At 72.3% G+C, this 17,112-nt stretch carries 10 protein-coding genes; 3 read left to right on the forward strand and 7 right to left on the reverse strand.

The window, feature by feature from the left end; all coding sequences use genetic code 11:
- From mtgA to V6M57_RS04065, 6 genes are all read right to left on the reverse strand, one after another.
- Positions 1 to 593, reverse strand: a 593-nt coding sequence (mtgA, locus tag V6M57_RS04040) for a monofunctional biosynthetic peptidoglycan transglycosylase (RefSeq protein WP_332813699.1), incomplete at its 3' end; no start/stop codon positions are given.
- Between the two features lie 3 nt (positions 594 to 596).
- Positions 597 to 1,433 carry a shikimate dehydrogenase gene (aroE, locus tag V6M57_RS04045; protein WP_332813700.1) on the reverse strand — a complete coding sequence of 279 codons (837 nt, stop codon included), beginning with the start codon at positions 1,431 to 1,433 and terminating at the stop codon, positions 597 to 599.
- Positions 1,430 to 2,278, reverse strand: a complete 849-nt coding sequence (locus tag V6M57_RS04050) for an energy transducer TonB (RefSeq protein WP_332813720.1) — start codon at positions 2,276 to 2,278, stop codon at positions 1,430 to 1,432. Before V6M57_RS04050 ends, aroE begins: the two co-directional genes overlap by 4 nt.
- Before the next feature lie 2 nt (positions 2,279 to 2,280).
- Positions 2,281 to 4,338, reverse strand: a complete 2,058-nt coding sequence (locus tag V6M57_RS04055) for a ribonuclease catalytic domain-containing protein (RefSeq protein ID WP_332813701.1) — start codon at positions 4,336 to 4,338, stop codon at positions 2,281 to 2,283.
- 24 nt (positions 4,339 to 4,362) lie between these two features.
- Positions 4,363 to 4,959, reverse strand: coding sequence for a YqiA/YcfP family alpha/beta fold hydrolase (locus V6M57_RS04060; RefSeq protein WP_332813702.1), 597 nt, complete (start codon positions 4,957 to 4,959; stop codon positions 4,363 to 4,365).
- A 99-nt stretch (positions 4,960 to 5,058) separates the two neighbouring features.
- Positions 5,059 to 7,389: a hypothetical protein gene (locus tag V6M57_RS04065; RefSeq protein ID WP_332813703.1), complete on the reverse strand. Its 2,331-nt coding sequence runs from the start codon at positions 7,387 to 7,389 to the stop codon at positions 5,059 to 5,061.
- Positions 7,390 to 7,681: 292 nt separating this feature from the next.
- Between V6M57_RS04065 and V6M57_RS04070 the strand changes: the two genes are divergently transcribed.
- From V6M57_RS04070 to V6M57_RS04080, 3 genes are all read left to right on the forward strand, one after another.
- Positions 7,682 to 8,344, forward strand: coding sequence for a response regulator transcription factor (locus tag V6M57_RS04070; protein ID WP_332813704.1), 663 nt, complete (start codon positions 7,682 to 7,684; stop codon positions 8,342 to 8,344).
- Positions 8,331 to 10,007, forward strand: coding sequence for an ATP-binding response regulator (locus tag V6M57_RS04075; RefSeq protein WP_332813705.1), 1,677 nt, complete (start codon positions 8,331 to 8,333; stop codon positions 10,005 to 10,007). Before V6M57_RS04070 ends, V6M57_RS04075 begins: the two co-directional genes overlap by 14 nt.
- A gap of 90 nt (positions 10,008 to 10,097) precedes the next feature.
- Positions 10,098 to 16,199, forward strand: coding sequence for an alkaline phosphatase D family protein (locus tag V6M57_RS04080; RefSeq protein ID WP_332813706.1), 6,102 nt, complete (start codon positions 10,098 to 10,100; stop codon positions 16,197 to 16,199).
- Here V6M57_RS04080 and V6M57_RS04085 read toward each other — a convergent pair.
- Positions 16,196 to 17,065, reverse strand: coding sequence for a bile acid:sodium symporter family protein (locus tag V6M57_RS04085; protein ID WP_332813707.1), 870 nt, complete (start codon positions 17,063 to 17,065; stop codon positions 16,196 to 16,198). The genes V6M57_RS04080 and V6M57_RS04085 overlap by 4 nt on opposite strands.
- Positions 17,066 to 17,112: the final 47 nt, after the last annotated feature.

A 17,112-nucleotide genomic window follows, 5' to 3' on the forward strand; every position in this document is an offset into this window, starting at 1 on the left:
AGCTGGCTGGCGCTCTTGCGCCAGTAGTGCCGGGCGGCGGCTTCCGCGCCGAACACGCCTTCGCCCCACTCCACGCTGTTCAGGTAGATCTCCAGGATGCGCTGCTTGGACAGCAGGGCTTCGAGCGCGAAGGTCAGCACGATCTCCTGGCCCTTGCGCAGGAAGGTGCGCTCGCCCGACAGCAGCAGGTTCTTGGCCAGCTGCTGGGTGATGGTGGAGCCGCCGACGATCTTTGCCGGCCGCGCATGCGGACGCAGGCTGGCCCGTCGCGCCGCGCGCTCCTCGGCGCGGGCGTTCTTCTCCCAGGCCTTCTCGATCGCTTCCCAGTCCACCCCTTCGTGGTTGGTGAAGCCGTCGTCCTCGGAGGCGATCACCGCGCGCTTGAGGTGGTCGGAGATGCGCTCGTAGGGTACCCAGTGCTGGCGCCAGCGGAAGCGGTCCTTGTCGGTGGCGATGCGCCAGGCTTCGGAGCGCTGGAAGGTGGTGGACTGCGGGTCGACCACCGCGGCCAGGGCGATGCGCAGCACGAAGAACAGCTGCAGCGCGAGGCCGGCCAGCACCAGCAGCAGCAGCCAGCGCAGCAACCCCCTCAAGCCTCAGCCTCCCGCCGCCAGCAGCGCGCGCAGTTGCGCCAGCACCGGCGCGGTCTGCGGACGCACGCCGCGCCAGACCCGGAACGACTCGGCCGCCTGCTCCACCAGCATGCCCAGGCCGTCGCGCGCAAGGGCGCCGTGCCGGCCCGCCCAGGCGAGGAAGGCCTGCGCGGCCGGGCCGTACATCATGTCGTAGGCCAGGGCGCCCGGCCGCAGCACACGGGCCGGCACCGGTACTTCGGCCCCGCCCAGGCTGCTGGCCGTGGCGTTGACGACGACGTCGAAGGTGCCGGCGATGTCGGCCAGGCCGCACGCCGTCAGTTCGGCGCCGCCGGCCGCCGCCACCGCGGCGTGGCTGTCGGCCAGCGCCTGCGCCCGGTGCGCCGTCCGGTTGGCGATCACGATCCGGCGCGGGCCGGCGTCCAGCAGTGGGCCCAGCACGCCGGCCGCCGCGCCACCGGCGCCCACCAGCAGCAGGTCGCGCCCGGCCAGCTCGACCCCTGCCGCGGCGATGTCCGCGGCCAGCCCGTAGCCATCGGTGTTGTCGCCGAACACCCGCTCGCCGTCGAAGCACAGCGTGTTGCAGGCGCCGGCCAGCCGCGCGCGCGGGGCCAGCGAATCGGCCAGCGCAGCCGCCTCGAACTTGAAGGGCACGGTCACGTTGCACCCACGCCCGCCTTCGTCGCGGAAGCGCCGGACGGTGGCGGCAAACCCGTCCGGCGGCGCCAGGCGCTTGCCGTAGGCGACGGGCTCGCCGGTCTGCTCGGCAAAGCGCGCGTGGATCCAGGGCGAGCGGCTGTGCTCGACCGGGTTGCCGATCACGCAGTAGCGGTCGCTCATTGGCTGGTGAGCCTGGTTTCCAGCGTCTCGTCGCGCGTGAACTTGAAGCGCGAGACCACCACGATCTGGTCGGCCTTGCGCCGCATCGCCGGGTCGAATCGCCCGAACGGGCCGGCGGCGCGCGCGATGGCCTGCGCCCGGCGGTCCAGCGTGAGGTTGCCGGAGGTCTCGACCACTTCCGTCTCCAGCAGACGGCCGTCGTGGTTCACGGTGACGACCATGGTCAGCTCGCCGTACAGCTTGCGGCCGCCCAGCTCGGGGAAGTGGGTGGTGCCGCGCTCCTCGATCTTGCGCCGCAGGCCGTCGTAGTAGACGGCATAGACCTCCTCGCGGGTGGAGGGGCTGATGTAGCGTTTCTTGGGTCGCGCGTTCTCTTCGTTGATGCGGCGCTCGATCTCGGCCAGCAGCTGCGACAGGCGCCGGCGCTTTTCTTCCCGCGCCTGCGCCTCGGCGCTGCTGCTGGACTGCCGGGGGTCGGCGGGCGGCAGCGCCGCCAGCATGCGCTTGACCTGGGCCAGCATCAGCATCTGCTGCTCCTGCAGGGCCTCGATGCGGCGGTGCGCGTCTTCGGCCGCGTCACCCAGCTCGGTCAGGGCGGACGGCGGCAGCGGCGAGGTGGCGCGGCCCCGGTCGGCTTCGCCGCCGCCGGCCAGGGTTCTCTGCGCGATGGCCTGCGCCTTCTCGGGCTTCTCGTGGCTGGCGGCGTTGACCAGCACCACTTCCAGCGGCGTGTCCTGGAACACGCGGTTGAAGCCCTCCGGGTCGACGATCCGCACGGTGAGCAGCGCGGCGTGGACCGCCACCGAGGCGCCCAGCGCGATCTGCAGGGTGCTGAAGGACTTCAGGTTCACGGGGCCGGATTATCGGCCGCATTGTCGGGCTCGCCGCCCGCGTCCACGTCCAGCGCGATCGCGATCGGCCCGGCCACGGGCTCTTCGTCCTCACCGGTGTCGTCTTCCGTCGACACCGCCGCCGGCGCCATGTCCAGCCGCTCGGCCACGGTGCCGGCCACGTCCAGCGCGATGTCGTCGATGGCGCCCAGCTTCACCCGCACCCGCGTGCCGCGCGGCAGCGTCTCGGTGCCCAGCACCGGCAGCACCAGCGGCAGTTCGTCGGCGCGCACCAGCCCTTCGCGGAACACCGTGCCCACCAGCTCGCGGATGCCCTGCTGGCGCAGGTACTGCAGGGTCCAGAAGCGCTCCATGGCCGCCTGGTGGGCGTTGTAGGCGCCGTAGGCGGCGTCGAACGCGGAAATCACGGAGAACAGCTCCGCGTCCTTGGGCTTGAACGGCGCGGCCAGCGCCGCCGTGCGGCCGTGCCGGGCGGCCGCGATGATCTGCCACTGGTTGACCAGGTCGGTGTAGCGGCGCAGCGGCGAGGTGCTCCAGGCGTAGCTCTTCACGCCCAGCCCGGCGTGCGGCAGCGCCTTGGTCCCCATGCGCACCTTCACGCCGGGCAGCAGGCTGGCCTGGCTGCGGTAGATCGCCGGCACGCCCAGTTCGGCCAGCCATTGGCCCCAGCTGCTGTTGGCCAGGATCATGGCTTCGGAGACGATCAGGTCCAGGGGCGCGCCGCGCCGGCGCACGGTGATCTCCACCTGCTCGTCGCCGGTCGGCTCGCCCTCGCGCTCGCCCAGCAGGCGGAAACTGTAGTCGGGCCGGGTGAAGGTCTCGGGCTTGCCACGCACCAGCTCGCGCAAGCCCTTGAGGTGTTGGGCCAGCCGCCACAGGAAGGACAGCGGTTCGCGCAGGTGGGCGGCCGGCTCGGGGACGGCGTGCGCCACCTGCGCATCCTCCAGCCAGGCCTGGGAGATGTGTTCGTCCAGCTGGTCGTGGCGCAGGTTGGTCGTGACCGGCACGCGCTCCAGCCGGGTCTGGCTGTCGTGCACCGCCAGCGTGGCCTCGTCCAGGCGCACGTACAGGGAAACGGCCGGGCATTCGCGGCCCTGCTCCAGCGTGTAGGCCTGCACCACCTCGTCGGGCAGCATGGTGATCTTGTGGCCGGGCATGTACACCGTGGACAGCCGCTGGCGCGCGACCGCATCGAGGGGCGTGCCCGGCTGCAGCGCCAAGCCGGGTGCGGCGATGTGGATGCCCACGGTCACCGTGCCGGTGCCGAGCCCCTGCACCGACAGCGCATCGTCGATCTCGGTGGTGCTGGAATCGTCCACCGAGAACGCCTGCACCGGCGCGAGCGGCAGTTCCTCGGCGATGGCGGGGGGCGCCAGCGGCGGGAAGCCGGTGCCCCTGGGAAACTGTTCGAACAGGAAGCGCTTCCAGTGGAACTGGTAGGCCGAGTCGATGGCGCCGGCCTTCTGCAGCAGGGCCAGCGGCGCGGTCTGGGTGGCGCGCGAGGCTTCGACCACCGCCTTGTATTCCGGTGCGTTCTTGTCCGGCCTGAACAGGATGCGGAACAGCTGCTCGCGCACCGGCGGCGGGCAGCTGCCGGCGCCCAGTTCGGCGGCCCAGGCCGCGATCTGCTGCTGCACCTGCTTCTTCTTCTCGATCGCGGCCAGCGCCTGCTGCACGATCTCGGCCGGCGCCTTGCGGAAGCGCCCCCGGCCGGCGCGGCGGAAGTAGTGCGGCGCCTCCTGCAGGCGGAACAGCGCGGCGGCCTGCTGCTCCAGCGAGGCCTGGTCGCTGAAGTACTCGCGTGCCAGCTCGGCGAAGCCGAACTCGTCCTCGGGCGCGAATTCCCAGGCCAGGTCCAGCTCGATGCCCTGCGCCAGCGACTGCGCCGCCGCCACCAGCTCGGCCGGCTGCGGTCGCTCGAATTTCAGCAGGACGTTCTGGGCCTTGACCTTGACGCGCTTGCCGCTGTCCAGCTCCACTTGTGCGGAGGACTCGGCTTCGGAGAGGACCCGGCCGGCCTGGAACTTGCCGGCCTCTTCGAACAATGCGTACATCGCGGCGATTGTCCCATGCGGGTTTCAGCGCCCGGGGCGGTCCAGGCCCAGGAAATCCAGCACCCGGCCGAGGCGCTGGTCGAAGTCGCTGATCGCATGGTCGCCGCCCTCGATCAGCTCGATCGCCGAGCCGGGATAACGGCCCACCATCTCGCGCCAGTCCAGCACCTCGTCGCCCTTGGCGACGATCGCGAGCACGCGCTCGGGATGCGGCAGGGGGCCGCGTTCGAGCGCGCGCAGTTCGTCGACGTAGCGCGGTTCGAAGTAGAAGTGCTGGCTGGGGTCGTGCCAGACGGTCTGCTCGCCGATGTGGCGGGCCAGGTCGCGCGCCGGGTCGACGGCCGGGTTCAGCAGCACCGCGCGGCAGCCGGTCTCGATCGCGACGCCGGTGGCGTAGAAGCCGCCGAGCGAGGAGCCGATCACGCCCATGCGATCGCGCGGCCAGGACGCGATGCCTTGCATGACCCCCTCCATCGCCGCACGCGGCGAGGGCGGCAGCTGCGGGCACCACCAGACGACTTCGGGGTGGTCGCGGGCGATGCGGGCCGCGGTCAGGCGGGCCTTGGCGGATTGGGGCGAGGAGCGGAAGCCGTGCAGGTAGAGCAGGTGGGTGGTGGGCATTGCTCCATGGTAGGCCGCCAGCAAGAGAGCCCGCCGGGCGAGGGCGGGCTCCAGGACGGGGCGGCGTTGCCGTTGCTTGCCGCCCCGGAAGTTGCCGCGCTAGCGACGCTGGACCGATACCGGGGTTGCTCCGTAGGTCCCCGAGCCCGTGCCCTTGACGAAATCGAGGGTGAACGAGCCCGTGCCGCCGGCGTCGCCGAGGGTCGCCGCACCCGTGCCCGGGTCGAGTGTGAAGGTGCAGGCGAGCGAAGCCGTCGGCGCACCTTCGATGGCGTCGAAGCACTGGAAGCCCGTGGGCGCGGAGCCGTCGAAGATCGGGAAGATGCGCACCACCTTGGCCTGGTCGCTGAGGTGCCCGCCGGCCGCGCCGGTCGGCCAGACGATCCACTCACCCTGGTACGAGGCAGCCGTCAATGACACCACCGAATCAGCGCTGAAGGTGGGAACGCCGAGCTGCTGCAGCAGCGCATTGCCGGCGCCCTCATTGAGGCGGGCGTGCTTGGTGGCGGTCGGCCGGCTCTTGAAGCCGTAGTGAACGTTGCCGCCGCGCTCGACGAATACCCGGTCATAGCCCAGGGAGCTGAACTGGGGCGGCATGTCCTGGAAGGTCATGACGCGGGCGTCCCCGAGCGCTTCGATCGAGTAGGTCCCGGTCCCGGCCAGCGAGCAGTTGCGCGGCGAGCCGTCCCAGGCGCGCTGCCTGCAGTTGTAGTAGTTGGCCGCGTTGCCGGCGCCGAAGCCCACCCGCAGCAACTGGTTGGTCGTGTAGTAGCTGGTCGAATTGGAGGCGCTGCCGGTCAACGGGGCATTGCCCACCTGTCCGACGCTGACGGTCGCCAGGCCCCAGTACTCGTTCGGAGTGCCGCTGGTCAGCGTGACCCCGCCGGAGCCCGTCGCGGTGCCTTCGCCGAACGAGCACGGGATGCCCGGTGTCCGGCTGACCAGTTGCTCCAGCGTGCCGGCTTCGATGGTGTATGAGGTGAACGGCCCCGTCAGGTTCTCGCACGCCGTCGTGTCCCCAGCCGCCGCCGCGTCCGTCTTGTGGATGCGGACATGCTGGTTGGTCTTGGGGATGTAGCTGACGGCCGTGCCGGTCGGCATGCCCGAGTAGTACAGGACCTGCGAGCCTGCCGGGAAGGTGGTGCCGCCCAGGACGGTGGTTGCGTTCTGGATCGTGATGTTGGTGTAGCCGGCCGAGCGGATCTGGTTGTAGACCTCCAGCATGGTCTTGCCGGCAACGTCGAACGCCGAGCGCGAACTCGTGCCGGTTTCGAAGCCGTCGCAGTAGTCGTAGGTGCTGCGGCCCTGGGCGTCGCGCGGCGACCCCTTGCTGTCCTGCGCCAGGCCGCAGTTCACCCAGGCGCTGCCGTTCCAGTGGACGTCGCTCTGCCGGTCGGGGTCGCTGCCGGTGCTCCAGGCGGCCTGCTGCACGATGGAACCATCATTGCTGGAAACGCTGCGCAGCCGGTTGTCACGGAAGGCCACGTTGCCCTCGGCGTCCGGTTGCGCCTGGCTGGCATTGGTGGTCATGATCCGCCTGAACCAGCTCTTCGCGGTGCCGAAATTCAGCGTGTGGAGCGTCGCCCCGGCCGTCGTGACCGGCGCGTCGGTGCTCGATGCGACCTGGTTGTTCACGCCCACCAGGGTCGCCACCGCCTCGGTGGTGATCCCGCCGCTCGACACGATGTTGTCGGCCAGCGGCTGCAGTGCCGTGTTCAGCGCGGTCGCGTCCCCGGCCGTGATGGCGGCCTGCACCGCCGGATCCGACAGGGCGGAGACGATGGCCGGGAGCAGCTCGGCGATCTTCTGGGCGATCAGCCTGTCGAGGTCGGCCTGCGTGACCACGCTGCCATCGATGGCCGTGGTGCCGATCGCGGCGCTCAACGTGCTCGCCTGCTCCTGCTGCGTCACCACGACCAGGCGGGCGACGGCGGCCAGCGTGCCGCTTTCGGTCGAGGTGGACTGCGTGTAGTCCTGCATGACGGAGACCGACATGCCCAGCTGGCTCTGCACGGTCGACACCGCCTGCCCGGTGGTGGCGCCGGTCTGCTCGACCGTTGTCTGGACCAGCGTGGTCAGCGGGCTGACCACGGCGGGCTGGTCGGCCGGAGCCTTCAAGACGAACGGCACGGTGACCGGACCATGGTCGGCGTCGACCGCGTCGGTGCCCACCATCGCGACCACCGGGTACTTGCCGGCGTCGGCCGCCGCAACGTCCAGCGTGGCGTTGCCGCTGGCATCGGTGCGTGCCGACGGCTCGCTGCTGTCGCAACGGCCGTTCCGGTTGGTGTCCAGGCAGACCAGCGCGTTCCGGATCGCACCGTCGATCACGCGCACACCCACGGCGGTGGTTGCCGGCGTGAGGCTGCCGTCGGTGATCCCTCCTCCGCCTCCGCCGCCGCACGCGGCCAGCGCGGCCGCTGCACACAAGGACAGCAACCCGGGTTTCCATGTCCGGCCTGGAGGTCGTTGCGGCCTTGCATCACCTCCGGTCTCGATCTGAACCATTTCGTATCTCCTGTCTGGTGAGGGGTGGCTCACGGCTGCACCCGCAGTCGCGGCGCTCCGCCATTCGGGGCGCTGCAAAAATGTTACGAAGCGGTCGGGCTGCGCGCATCGGCCATTCGGGAGAACGCGCTCCTGCAATCATCCGAATGGCAGAGGAAGCCATCCGGCCTGCGTGTACATTGCGTTGCCACGAGTGCAGGAGGAGACGGATTCCGTGTTCCGGTTGTTGATTTGCGATGACCATCCAGCGATCAGGGTGGGGGTGCGCACGGCGGCCCGCTCGGCGGTGCCGCAGTGCGAGGTCACCGAGGCCGGCACGGCGGCGCAGGTGCTGCAACTGCTGCAGGGGCCGCAGCCGTTCGACCTGCTGATCCTGGACGTGAAGCTGCCGGACCGCAGCGGGCTGTCCATCCTCGACGAGATCCGCGCCCTGCGTCCCCAGCTGCACGTGTGGGTCACCTCGGGCGAGCAGAGCGAGGCGTTCATGGCCGCTGCCCTCAACGGCGGCGCCAATGGCTACCTGCCCAAGTCGGTCAGCGAGGCGGTGCTGGCGCAGGCACTGCGCGACGCCAGCACGGGCCGCATCATCCTGCCGGCCAACTACGCGCGCCGCTCGCAGCCCGCCTGGGATCCCGCGCGCGCCCAGAGCAGCGCAGCGGCCATGCTGCAGGGCCTGGGGCTGACGCCGCGCCAGCAGGACGTGCTCAAGTGCCTGCTGCGCGGGCAGTCCAACAAGCAGATCGCTCGCTCGCTCGACATCTCCGACGGCACCGTCAAGACCCATACCGCGGCGATCTTCAACGCCCTGGGCGTCAACAGCCGCGCCAACGTGATCGTCAAGTGCAGCAGCCTGGGGATCCCCCTTGAGGCGTGCTGAGGATCTCCAGCGCGAGATCAGCACCCTCTCGCTGCAGCAGGCGATCGCCTCGGGTCGCACCGGCATGCTGAGCGCGCCGGTGGTGGTGGCGCTGGTCGCCGCCGAAATGGGATGGCTGCATGCCGCCGCCTGGGCCCTGGCGCTGGTCGCCTACCTGGGATGGCGCAACCGCCTGCTGGTGCGCAGCCTGCAGCGGGTCACCCGCGGGTTGCAGGCGGGCCCCACTCTGTTTCTGAGCACGCTGGGCGTCTCGCTGCTGCTGGGGGCGTTCGCGTACGTGGCCTTCCACTACACCAACTACGAGGGGCGCCTGGTGCTCAGCCTGGTGCTGTGCTGCTGGGCCGCCGCGGCGATGCTGTCCTCGGGCATGTCGGCGCGCCTGTACGCCCTGTACCTCGCGGGCATCCTCGGCGGGCTGGCGTCCGGCTGGCTGGCGACCGGCGGCGAGGAACGACTGCTGATCACGGGCAGCCTGGGCCTGTTCGGCCTGGTGCTGTTCGCGTTCTCGGTGAACTTCACGCACCGGGTGGAGGAGGGCATCGCCATCCGCTCGCACAACGCCGAGCTGGTGCGCCAGCTGGCAGCGGCCAACGAGGCGAAGACGCGGTTCCTGATGGCGGCCAGCCACGACCTGCGCCAGCCGCTGCATGCGATCGGCCTGATGGGGGCGGGCCTGCTGCGGCTGAAGGATGCCGACGAGATCCGCTCGCTCAGCGCCACGCTGGCCAGCACGGTCGAGAACCTCAACCAGATGTTCTCCGCCATCCTGGACATCTCGCGCCTGGACAGCGACGACCAGCGCATCGTGCGCTCGGTGTTCAGCCTGGACGCGCTGCTGGCGCAGCTCGACGCCGAATACCGCGCCCTGTGCCTGGCCGCCGACCGGCGCTGGGAGTGCCAGGTGGAGAGCATCGCGGTGTGCTCCGACCCGGTGCAGCTCGAGCGCCTGCTGCGCAACCTGCTGGACAACGCGGTCAAGCACGGCGGCCGCGGCGCCATCCGCCTGTCGGTGGCACGCGAGAACGGCGAAGCGGTGCTGGCGGTGGCGGACACCGGACCCGGGATCGCCACCGAGGAGCGCGACCGCGTGTTCGACGAGTTCTACCGTTCGGGTGATTCGGGACTGGGGCTGGGCCTGTCCATCGTGCGCCGGCTGGTGGACAAGCTCGGGGCCCGGCTGGACATCGGCTGGACCGACGAGGACCGGCGGGTGGGCGCCTGCTTCACCATCCGGCTGCCTGCCGCGCCGGTGGGCGCGCCCATGCCGGTCATGGACGAACCCGATGTCGACCTGTCGGGGCTGGCCGTGCTGGTGCTGGACGACGACCCGTCCATCCTGCAGGCCACCCAGACGCTGCTGCGCAGCTGGGGCTGCCGCGTCGCCACCTGCAGCGAGCCGGCGCAGTTGCCGGCCGCCGTCGCGCAGCTGGGCGAGCCCGAAGTGGCGCTGATCGACTACCAGCTGCGCGACGGGGTGCTGGGCGTCGACGCGATCGCCGGCACCCAGGCCGCCTTTCCCGGCATGAGCACGCTGATCATCACCGGCGAGTCCGACCCGGCGCGCATCGAGCAGCTCAAGGACCTCGGCTTCCTGCTGCCCAAGCCGCTGTCCCCCGACGCCCTGCAACGGGCACTGGCCGGCGTGCGCAGCGCCAGCGGCTAAGCTTGGATCGAGGGCCAGGTCCCTGCGCCGCTGCCCGCGGAGCAGGACCGTAACGGGAGCCGCCCGCAACGAGGCGGCGAGGGGACTGCGATGCAATGGTTGTCCAGGTCGGACGAAGCCTTCGCCGCCGAGGTGAAGGCCGGGCCGCTCGACGTACTGGTGGTCGGCTCCGGCTACGGTGGCGCCGTGGCGGCCCTGCGCTTTGCCCAGGCCGGCCGCCAGGTCACGGTGCTGGAGCGCGGCGAGGAATACGTGCCGGGCGAGTTTCCCAACGACATCAGCCAGGCCGGCAGCCACGTGCGGGCCGAGCTCGCCTCCGCCGCCGGCGTCACGGCCATGGGCAACGAGCACGCGCTGTTCGATCTGCGGATCGGCCACAAGGCCGGCGCGCTGGTGGGCAACGGTCTGGGCGGCACCAGCCTGATCAATGCCGGAGTCGGCCTGCGGGCCGATCCGCGCGTCTTCCGGCAGGCGCGCTGGCCGGCCGCGCTGCGCCAGGCCGACCTGGACGGCTGGTATGAGAAGGCCGAGCGGGAGCTGGAGCTGCAGGTCCCCGGCGAGGGCGATTCGGGCGAGGCCGGGCGCCGCATCCTGGCTTCGGACAAGCTGGCCGCGCTGCGCGGGTTTGCCGAGGCGGCGCGCAGCCGGGGCGTGGCCTCCGAGGTGAGGTTCCGCACGGTGCCGATCGCGGTGGAGCTGCGGGACAGCCCGCCTGCCGACCTGGGGCCGCGCAAGCCCTGCATCGGCTGCGGCGACTGCATCACCGGCTGCAACCACGGGGCCAAGCTGAGCCTGACGGCCACCTACCTGCCCAAGGCCTGGCGCGCCGGGGCCCGCTTCTTCACCGGCATCACCGTGTTGTCGCTGGCCTACCGCCCCGCCGGCAGCGAGCCGGCCGGCGGCGGGGCGGCCGACGACGAGGCGGCGTGGGAGGTCACCTTCATCCGCACGGCCGAGCGCCAGCTGGCGGCCGAAGCCGGCGCGCGCTCGCGGCAGGCCCGGGCGTACCACGGCACGGTGCGGGCCCGCACGGTGATCCTGGCGGCCGGCGCCTTCGGCTCCACCGAAATCCTGCTGCGCTCGCGTGCCCGGGGACTGCCGGTGTCGGCCACCGCCCTGGGCATGCAGGTCTCGGGCAACGGCGACGACATCTCCTTCGGCTACGACCTGCCGGGCCAGGCGCATGCGGTCGGCTCCGGGCCGCGCGCGCCGGAGCGCTTCGTCGGCCCCACCATCGCCGGGGCGGTGGAACTGCGCGACGGCGCCGGGTTCACCGGCGACACGCTGGTGGAGGACGGCGGGGTGCCGGCCATGCTCTCGGCCGTCTTCGGCGAACTGGCGAGCACGCTCGCGACGACCGCACAAATGGGTCGCTGGTCGTTCCGCCGCCGGGGCGCCGATGCGCTGGCCGTCTCGGCCGAGGCGATCGGCCGCACGCTGCCCCTGCTGGGCATGGGGCACGACGAGGCCGGCGGCACCATCGCCTTCGACATCGCCAGCGACCGCGTGCTGTGGGCCTGGCCCGATGCGGACCGCGAGCCGGCCGTGCGCCGCCACCAGCAGCGGCAGGCGGCCGTGGAGGCCACCGGAGCCCTCCACCTGGGCAATCCGGCCGCCGGCGTGTTGCCGCCGGCGCTGGCCGGCGTGCTGAGCGGCCCCGATCCGGGGGGTGCCCTCTTCACCGTGCACCCGCTGGGGGGCTGCCGGATGGGCGACAGCCACCACGCCGCCGTGGTCAACGACTGGGGGGCGGTGTTCCGCAGCGACGAGCCCGGCGTCTTGCCGGGCCTCTACGTGCTCGATGGCTCGATCGTGCCGACCGCGCTCGGGGTCAATCCCCTGCTGACCATCACTGCGCTGGCGGAGCGGGCCTGCGAGACGATCCTGCGGCACACCCCCGGCAGCGCACCCGCAGCGCGCGAATTCGGCGTCCTGCCGCACCTGCCTGCCGTGGCGGGCCGGCCCGTGCAGGCCGTTCCGGGCGGCATCCTGACCGAGGTGTTGCGCGGTGCGCTGGATTCGCGCGACGGCCCGGCGCAGGCCGCCTTGTTCCTCAACCTGCAGGTGGACGACTGGCGCGCGCTGCTGGCCGGCGCCGACCACCGCGCCGCCGTGGTGCCCACGCCGCCGCAGGTGCCGTATCCGGCCTCGCGGCTGGAGTTGCAGGTCGGCGAGCAGCGCCGGGTCTATGAAGTCCTGCCCGGCAGCGAGGCACTGCTGTTCCGGGTGGCGCAGGAGCGCCCGGGTGGGGTGAGCCGCTTCCTGGCCCTGGCCGCCACCGTCCTGATCGACCGGTGGATTCCCGACGCGCTCAAGCGCCAGCCCGCCGACCGCTGGGTCTGGCTGCGCTTCGCCGGCTTCATCCTGCGCAGCGCACTGGGCCGGCTGCGGCCCGCGCGATCGGCGGCGCAGCCGGCCTTCGACTGGATCGGCGGCTTCAAGCTGCTGCGGCATGCCATGGAGGTGCGCGAGTTCCGCTACGAGCTGGCGCTGCGCGGCCCCGACGGCAAGGCGTACCGCCTGCAGGCCGTCAAGCGGCTCGACGCCGGCGCCGGCTGGCGCGAGATCGGCCGCTGGTGGCGCGAGCGGCGGCCTGGCGAGTGGCGTCCGCTGCGCCGGCGCAGCGTCTGGGAGCAGCTGACGCAGGCCGATGCGGTGCTGCTGGACGAGTCCGGTGGGACCCGGCTGGCCTCGGGGCGGCTCCGCATGGACTTGCCCGAAATCCTGCGCCGGCTGCCCTCGCAGCTGGCACCCGGCGCCGACAGCGTCACCGCGCTCATGGCGGCTGCGGCGTACCCACTGTTCGTTGCGCGCGTGCTGCTCAAGACCCGCCTGCTCGACTTCCGCGCGCCGGACTACAAGCGCCGGCTGCCGGACACCGACCCGGCCACGCTGGATGCACCCGCCAACCTGTTCGAACTGTGGGATCCGGCGCTGGAGCTGCCGCCGCTGTGCACCGCCGGCGGCTGCGTTCCGCCCGAGCGCGCTGTCCGGCTGGCGGTGCGCCTGTCGGCCACCGATGCCAGCACCATCCAGATCGGGCTGCTGCGCTTCCGGCCCGCGTCCGGGACGCCGCTCACCCGGCCGGACGAGCGCTGGGGCCGCACCCGCGTCAAGTCCATCCTGCTGATCAACGGATTCGCGCAGAACACGCGCGCCTTCGTGGCGCCCGAGCTGGGCGAGCGGGCGCTGGCCTCGCGCCTGCATGCCGAAGGCTGGGACGTCTGGATGCTCGAATACCGCGTCAGCCCGCTGCTGCGCGCCTCGGCCCGCTTCTCCTCGATGGACGACATCGCCGCCTACGACATCCCGGCCGCGGTGGCGCACGTGCGCGAAGCGGTGGAGATGGAGTGCGGGCTGCCAAGGGGCAGCTCGCAGGTGTTCGCGTTCAGCCACTGCGTGGGCTCGGCGTCGCTGGCCATGTCCATCCTGGGCGGCCACCTGGCCGATTGGGAGAAGAAGGCCGTCGTCACGGCCGACGGCCGCCGCCGCGACCGGGCCGTGCCCTGGCTGGCGGGCGTGCTGTTCTCCCAGTTCCACCCCTTCGTGGTCGGCTCGGTCACGGCGCAGCAGCGCCTGCAGGTGGGGTCGCTCCTGCGCAACGTGCTGCGCCGGGACATGCTGAACTTCACGGCCGGTGCCGTGCGGCCCGACCTGCTGCACGCGATGCTGGACCGCCTGTTCGCCTCCTTTCCCTATGCGTTTGCCGGCGAACGCGGCGCCGGGCAGGGCGAGCGCTGCCCCGGCGAGCACAACCTGCTGCAGCACCGCAGCGACTGCGCCACCTGCAAGCGCATGAGCGGCATCCTCAGCCGCCTGTTCAACCACGAGCAACTGCTGCCCAGGACCCACCGCCGGCTGGACTGGTACTTCGGCCGCACCAACCTCGGCGTGTTCCTGCACGGGGCGCGCTGCGTGGAGTACGAGCGGCTGGTGAGCGAAAACGGGCAGAACGTCTATGCCACCGACCGCAAGATCGGCCGCTACCTCACCATGCCGGTGATGCTGCTGCACGGCCAGGACAACGTCCTGTTCGACCGCGAGTCGCTCCAGCGCACGGCCGGCCAGCTGCGCCGGGTGGGCGGCGGGCCGGTCCACCGGCCGGGGCCGCCGCTGATCCTGGAACACGAGGTGGCGGGCTTTGCCCACTTCGACTGCACCGTCGGCCGGCAGGCCCCCGAGGCCATCTTCGAGCCGGTCGCGCGCTTCTTCGGCGACACCTTCGAAGGCGGCAGCCTGGGCGCATGGCCTTCGCCGGACCGGCCGCAGGAGAGCATCGACCGCTGCCTGGCGCGGGTGCCGCTGACCGGGCCGCTGGTCGGCTGGACGCGCCGCGGCGACGCTGGCGGCTGGCTGCTGCGCGTGTGGTTCGAACTCGACCTCGGCTCGGCCGACCGCGCGGTGTGCGGGCTCACGCGGATGCGTTTTCGCGCCGGCGGCGCCGAACGGCAGGTGGTGCAGAGCTGGGGGCTGCGCTGGACGCCGCCGATGAAGGAGCCCGGCGATCCGGAGCGCCGCAGGCGCCGGCGCGGGCTGCGCGACGTCACGGTGGGCTACTGCGTCGCCGACCTTGAAGTACCCGACGGCGTGCAAGGGCCGGTCGCAATCGAGGCGCTCTCGGTCCACCGATATCGTGGCAGGCCTCCGGAGGGCAACGGGCAGGCGCAGCAGCGCCCGCAGCAGCCGCCGCAGCAGGGCCAGGGCGTGCCGGCGCACTGGGGCGTTCCGATGCGGCCGCAGGAGATGGACGATCGCCTCGCCGATGTTCCGCTGCACCCGGCCGGTACCCGGGTCACCGGCTTCGACCCGGCGCCCGCCACCGCGGCGGCCGGCCTGGCCTGGTTCGCCGAAGCGGCCGCCGTCCAGCCTCCGGAGCCGTCACGGGCGGAACCGTCCGGAGAGCGGCAGCGCGAGCCCGTGCTCGCGGCCCTGCCGCTGCGCATCCCGGCGTTGGCGGCGCATCCGCCGGAGGTCTTCGACACCCTGATGGACGCGGCGCGCGGGTACGAGCAGGCGCTGGACGCCGTCACCCGCCGGGTGGATCCCGGCACCCTGTCGCGCCTGCGGCGCCGCTTGTCCGCCCTGGACCATGCGCGCATCCAGTGGTCGCCGCCGGCCGGCACCGGCCTGCGGTTCCTGGCGGCGGCCTGCCGCCATCCGGGCCTGACGGCGGCCGAGCGCGACCGCGCCGACCTGTCGCTGCTCGCAGCGGCCCGGCAGGCCGACGGCGCCCGCTTCATGCTGATGCTGGGCGACCAGATCTATGCCGATGCGCGGGCCGGCCTGTTCGACAGCGCCTCCGAGATCGAGCGGCTGGTGCCGCGCTACCGGCAGGCGTTCGGCTCGGCCGGCTTCCGCGCGCTGGCCTCGCGCCTGCCGCTGGCCATGATCCTGGACGACCACGAAATCAACGAGAACTGGAGCCTGGAACAGCTGCGCACGCCGGCCGGCCGCCAGCGGCGTGCCAACGCGCTGCACGCCTATCGCGCCTTCCAGTACGCGCACGGACCCTCCGTGCCGGGCAACCGCACGGCCGATGGCTATTTCGAGCACGACGGCGTCTGGTTCTTCCTGCTGGACACCCGCACCGGCCGCCGACGCAGCGGGCGTCCGCAGGTGATGCGCCCGCGCCAGTGGGACAGCCTGCGGCGGGCGCTGCAGCACGCGCAGCGGGTGGCGCCGGACCGGCCCAAGTTCATCTGCTCGGGCTCGGTGCTGGCGCCCGGCCTGTGGGACGGCGCCATGGTGGACGATGGGCACCTGCCGCGGTCGCTGGACACCTGGCAGCACAGCCCGGATGAACGCGGCCGGCTGCTGGCCCTGCTGTCGCAGCTGCAGGTGCGCAACGCCGTGCTGCTGTCCAGCGACTACCACTGCAGCGCCGCCGCCGCGCTGGAGCTGCCCGGCGGCGGCCGGGTGCTGGCCCTGTGCGCGCCGCCGCTGCATGCGCCGCTGGTATTTGCCAACACGCGCAGTCAGGACATGGCCGGCCCGATCGAAGCCATTGCCCTGGGCGACGGCCGGCAGGCCGAGGCCAGGCTGGAGTGGGCCCGGGAGGGCGACGGCTGGCTGGACCTGCAGCTCGACCGGGACGGCGACGGCTGGCGGCTGCGGGCCGTGTTCCACCTGCGCGACATGCTGGGCCCCGAGCCGCAGGCCTTCGTGCCCACGGCGCTGGACTGGCGGCTCTAGGCCACGGGGGACGCGGGCCGGTGCCGCCGGCGGCAGGCCGCCGCATAGGCGCTGGCCACCAGCAGCTGGGTCACGCCGTAGAGCGCGGCCACGGCCGCGACATCCAGCCGGCCCAGGACTCCGATGGCCACGCCCAGCGCGATCGAGACATTCTGCACGCCGACCTTGAGCGCCAGCGTGGTGCGGCGCGGTTGCGCCAGGCCCGCGGCGCGTCCGGCGAGCGCGCCGAGCGCGAGCGCCGCCGCATTCACCGCGAGGACCGGCACGCCGGCCTGGACTACCGCGCGCACCAGCACCTGCCACTGCGATGCGATCGCGGCAGCCACCAGCAGCACGAACAGCACGGCGGCGATGCGGCTGATCGCCGGCTGCACCCGGGCCACGCCGGCCGGCCAGCGCCGGGCCGCGTACAGGCCCAGCAGCAGCGGGACGATCACCATCCCCAGCAGGCCGCGGAAGACGGCCAGGGGTGTGACGATGCGGGCCAGCTCGTCGCCGGTGGCGAACTGCAGCAGCGCGGGCAGCGCCAGCGGCATGGCCACGGCGGACAGCAGGGTGCCGACGATGGTCAGCACGATGGCCAGGGCGACGTCGCCCTGGGCCAGGTGGGCCAGGTAGTTCGAGGTCGGCCCGCTCGGCGTGAAGGCCACCAGGCACAGGGCGGTCAGGACGGTGGCGTCCTGCAGCGTCGTCGACAGCAGCAGCACCAGCAGCGGCAGGATGGCCAGCTGCGCCGCCAGCCCGACGCCGAGGTCGCGCGGCGCCGCCATGGCGGCGGCGAAATGCCTCGCCTTCAATTCCAGGCTGATCGAAAGCGTCAGCACGCCGACCGCCAGCTGGACCACCAGCGCCGCCAGCCACTCCATCGCAGGACCTCCTCAGCCGGGCCAGTGTAACGATGAGTTGGCGCTGT

Source organism: Ramlibacter sp. (assembly GCF_036676645.1).
Classification (GTDB): domain Bacteria; phylum Pseudomonadota; class Gammaproteobacteria; order Burkholderiales; family Burkholderiaceae_C; genus Ramlibacter.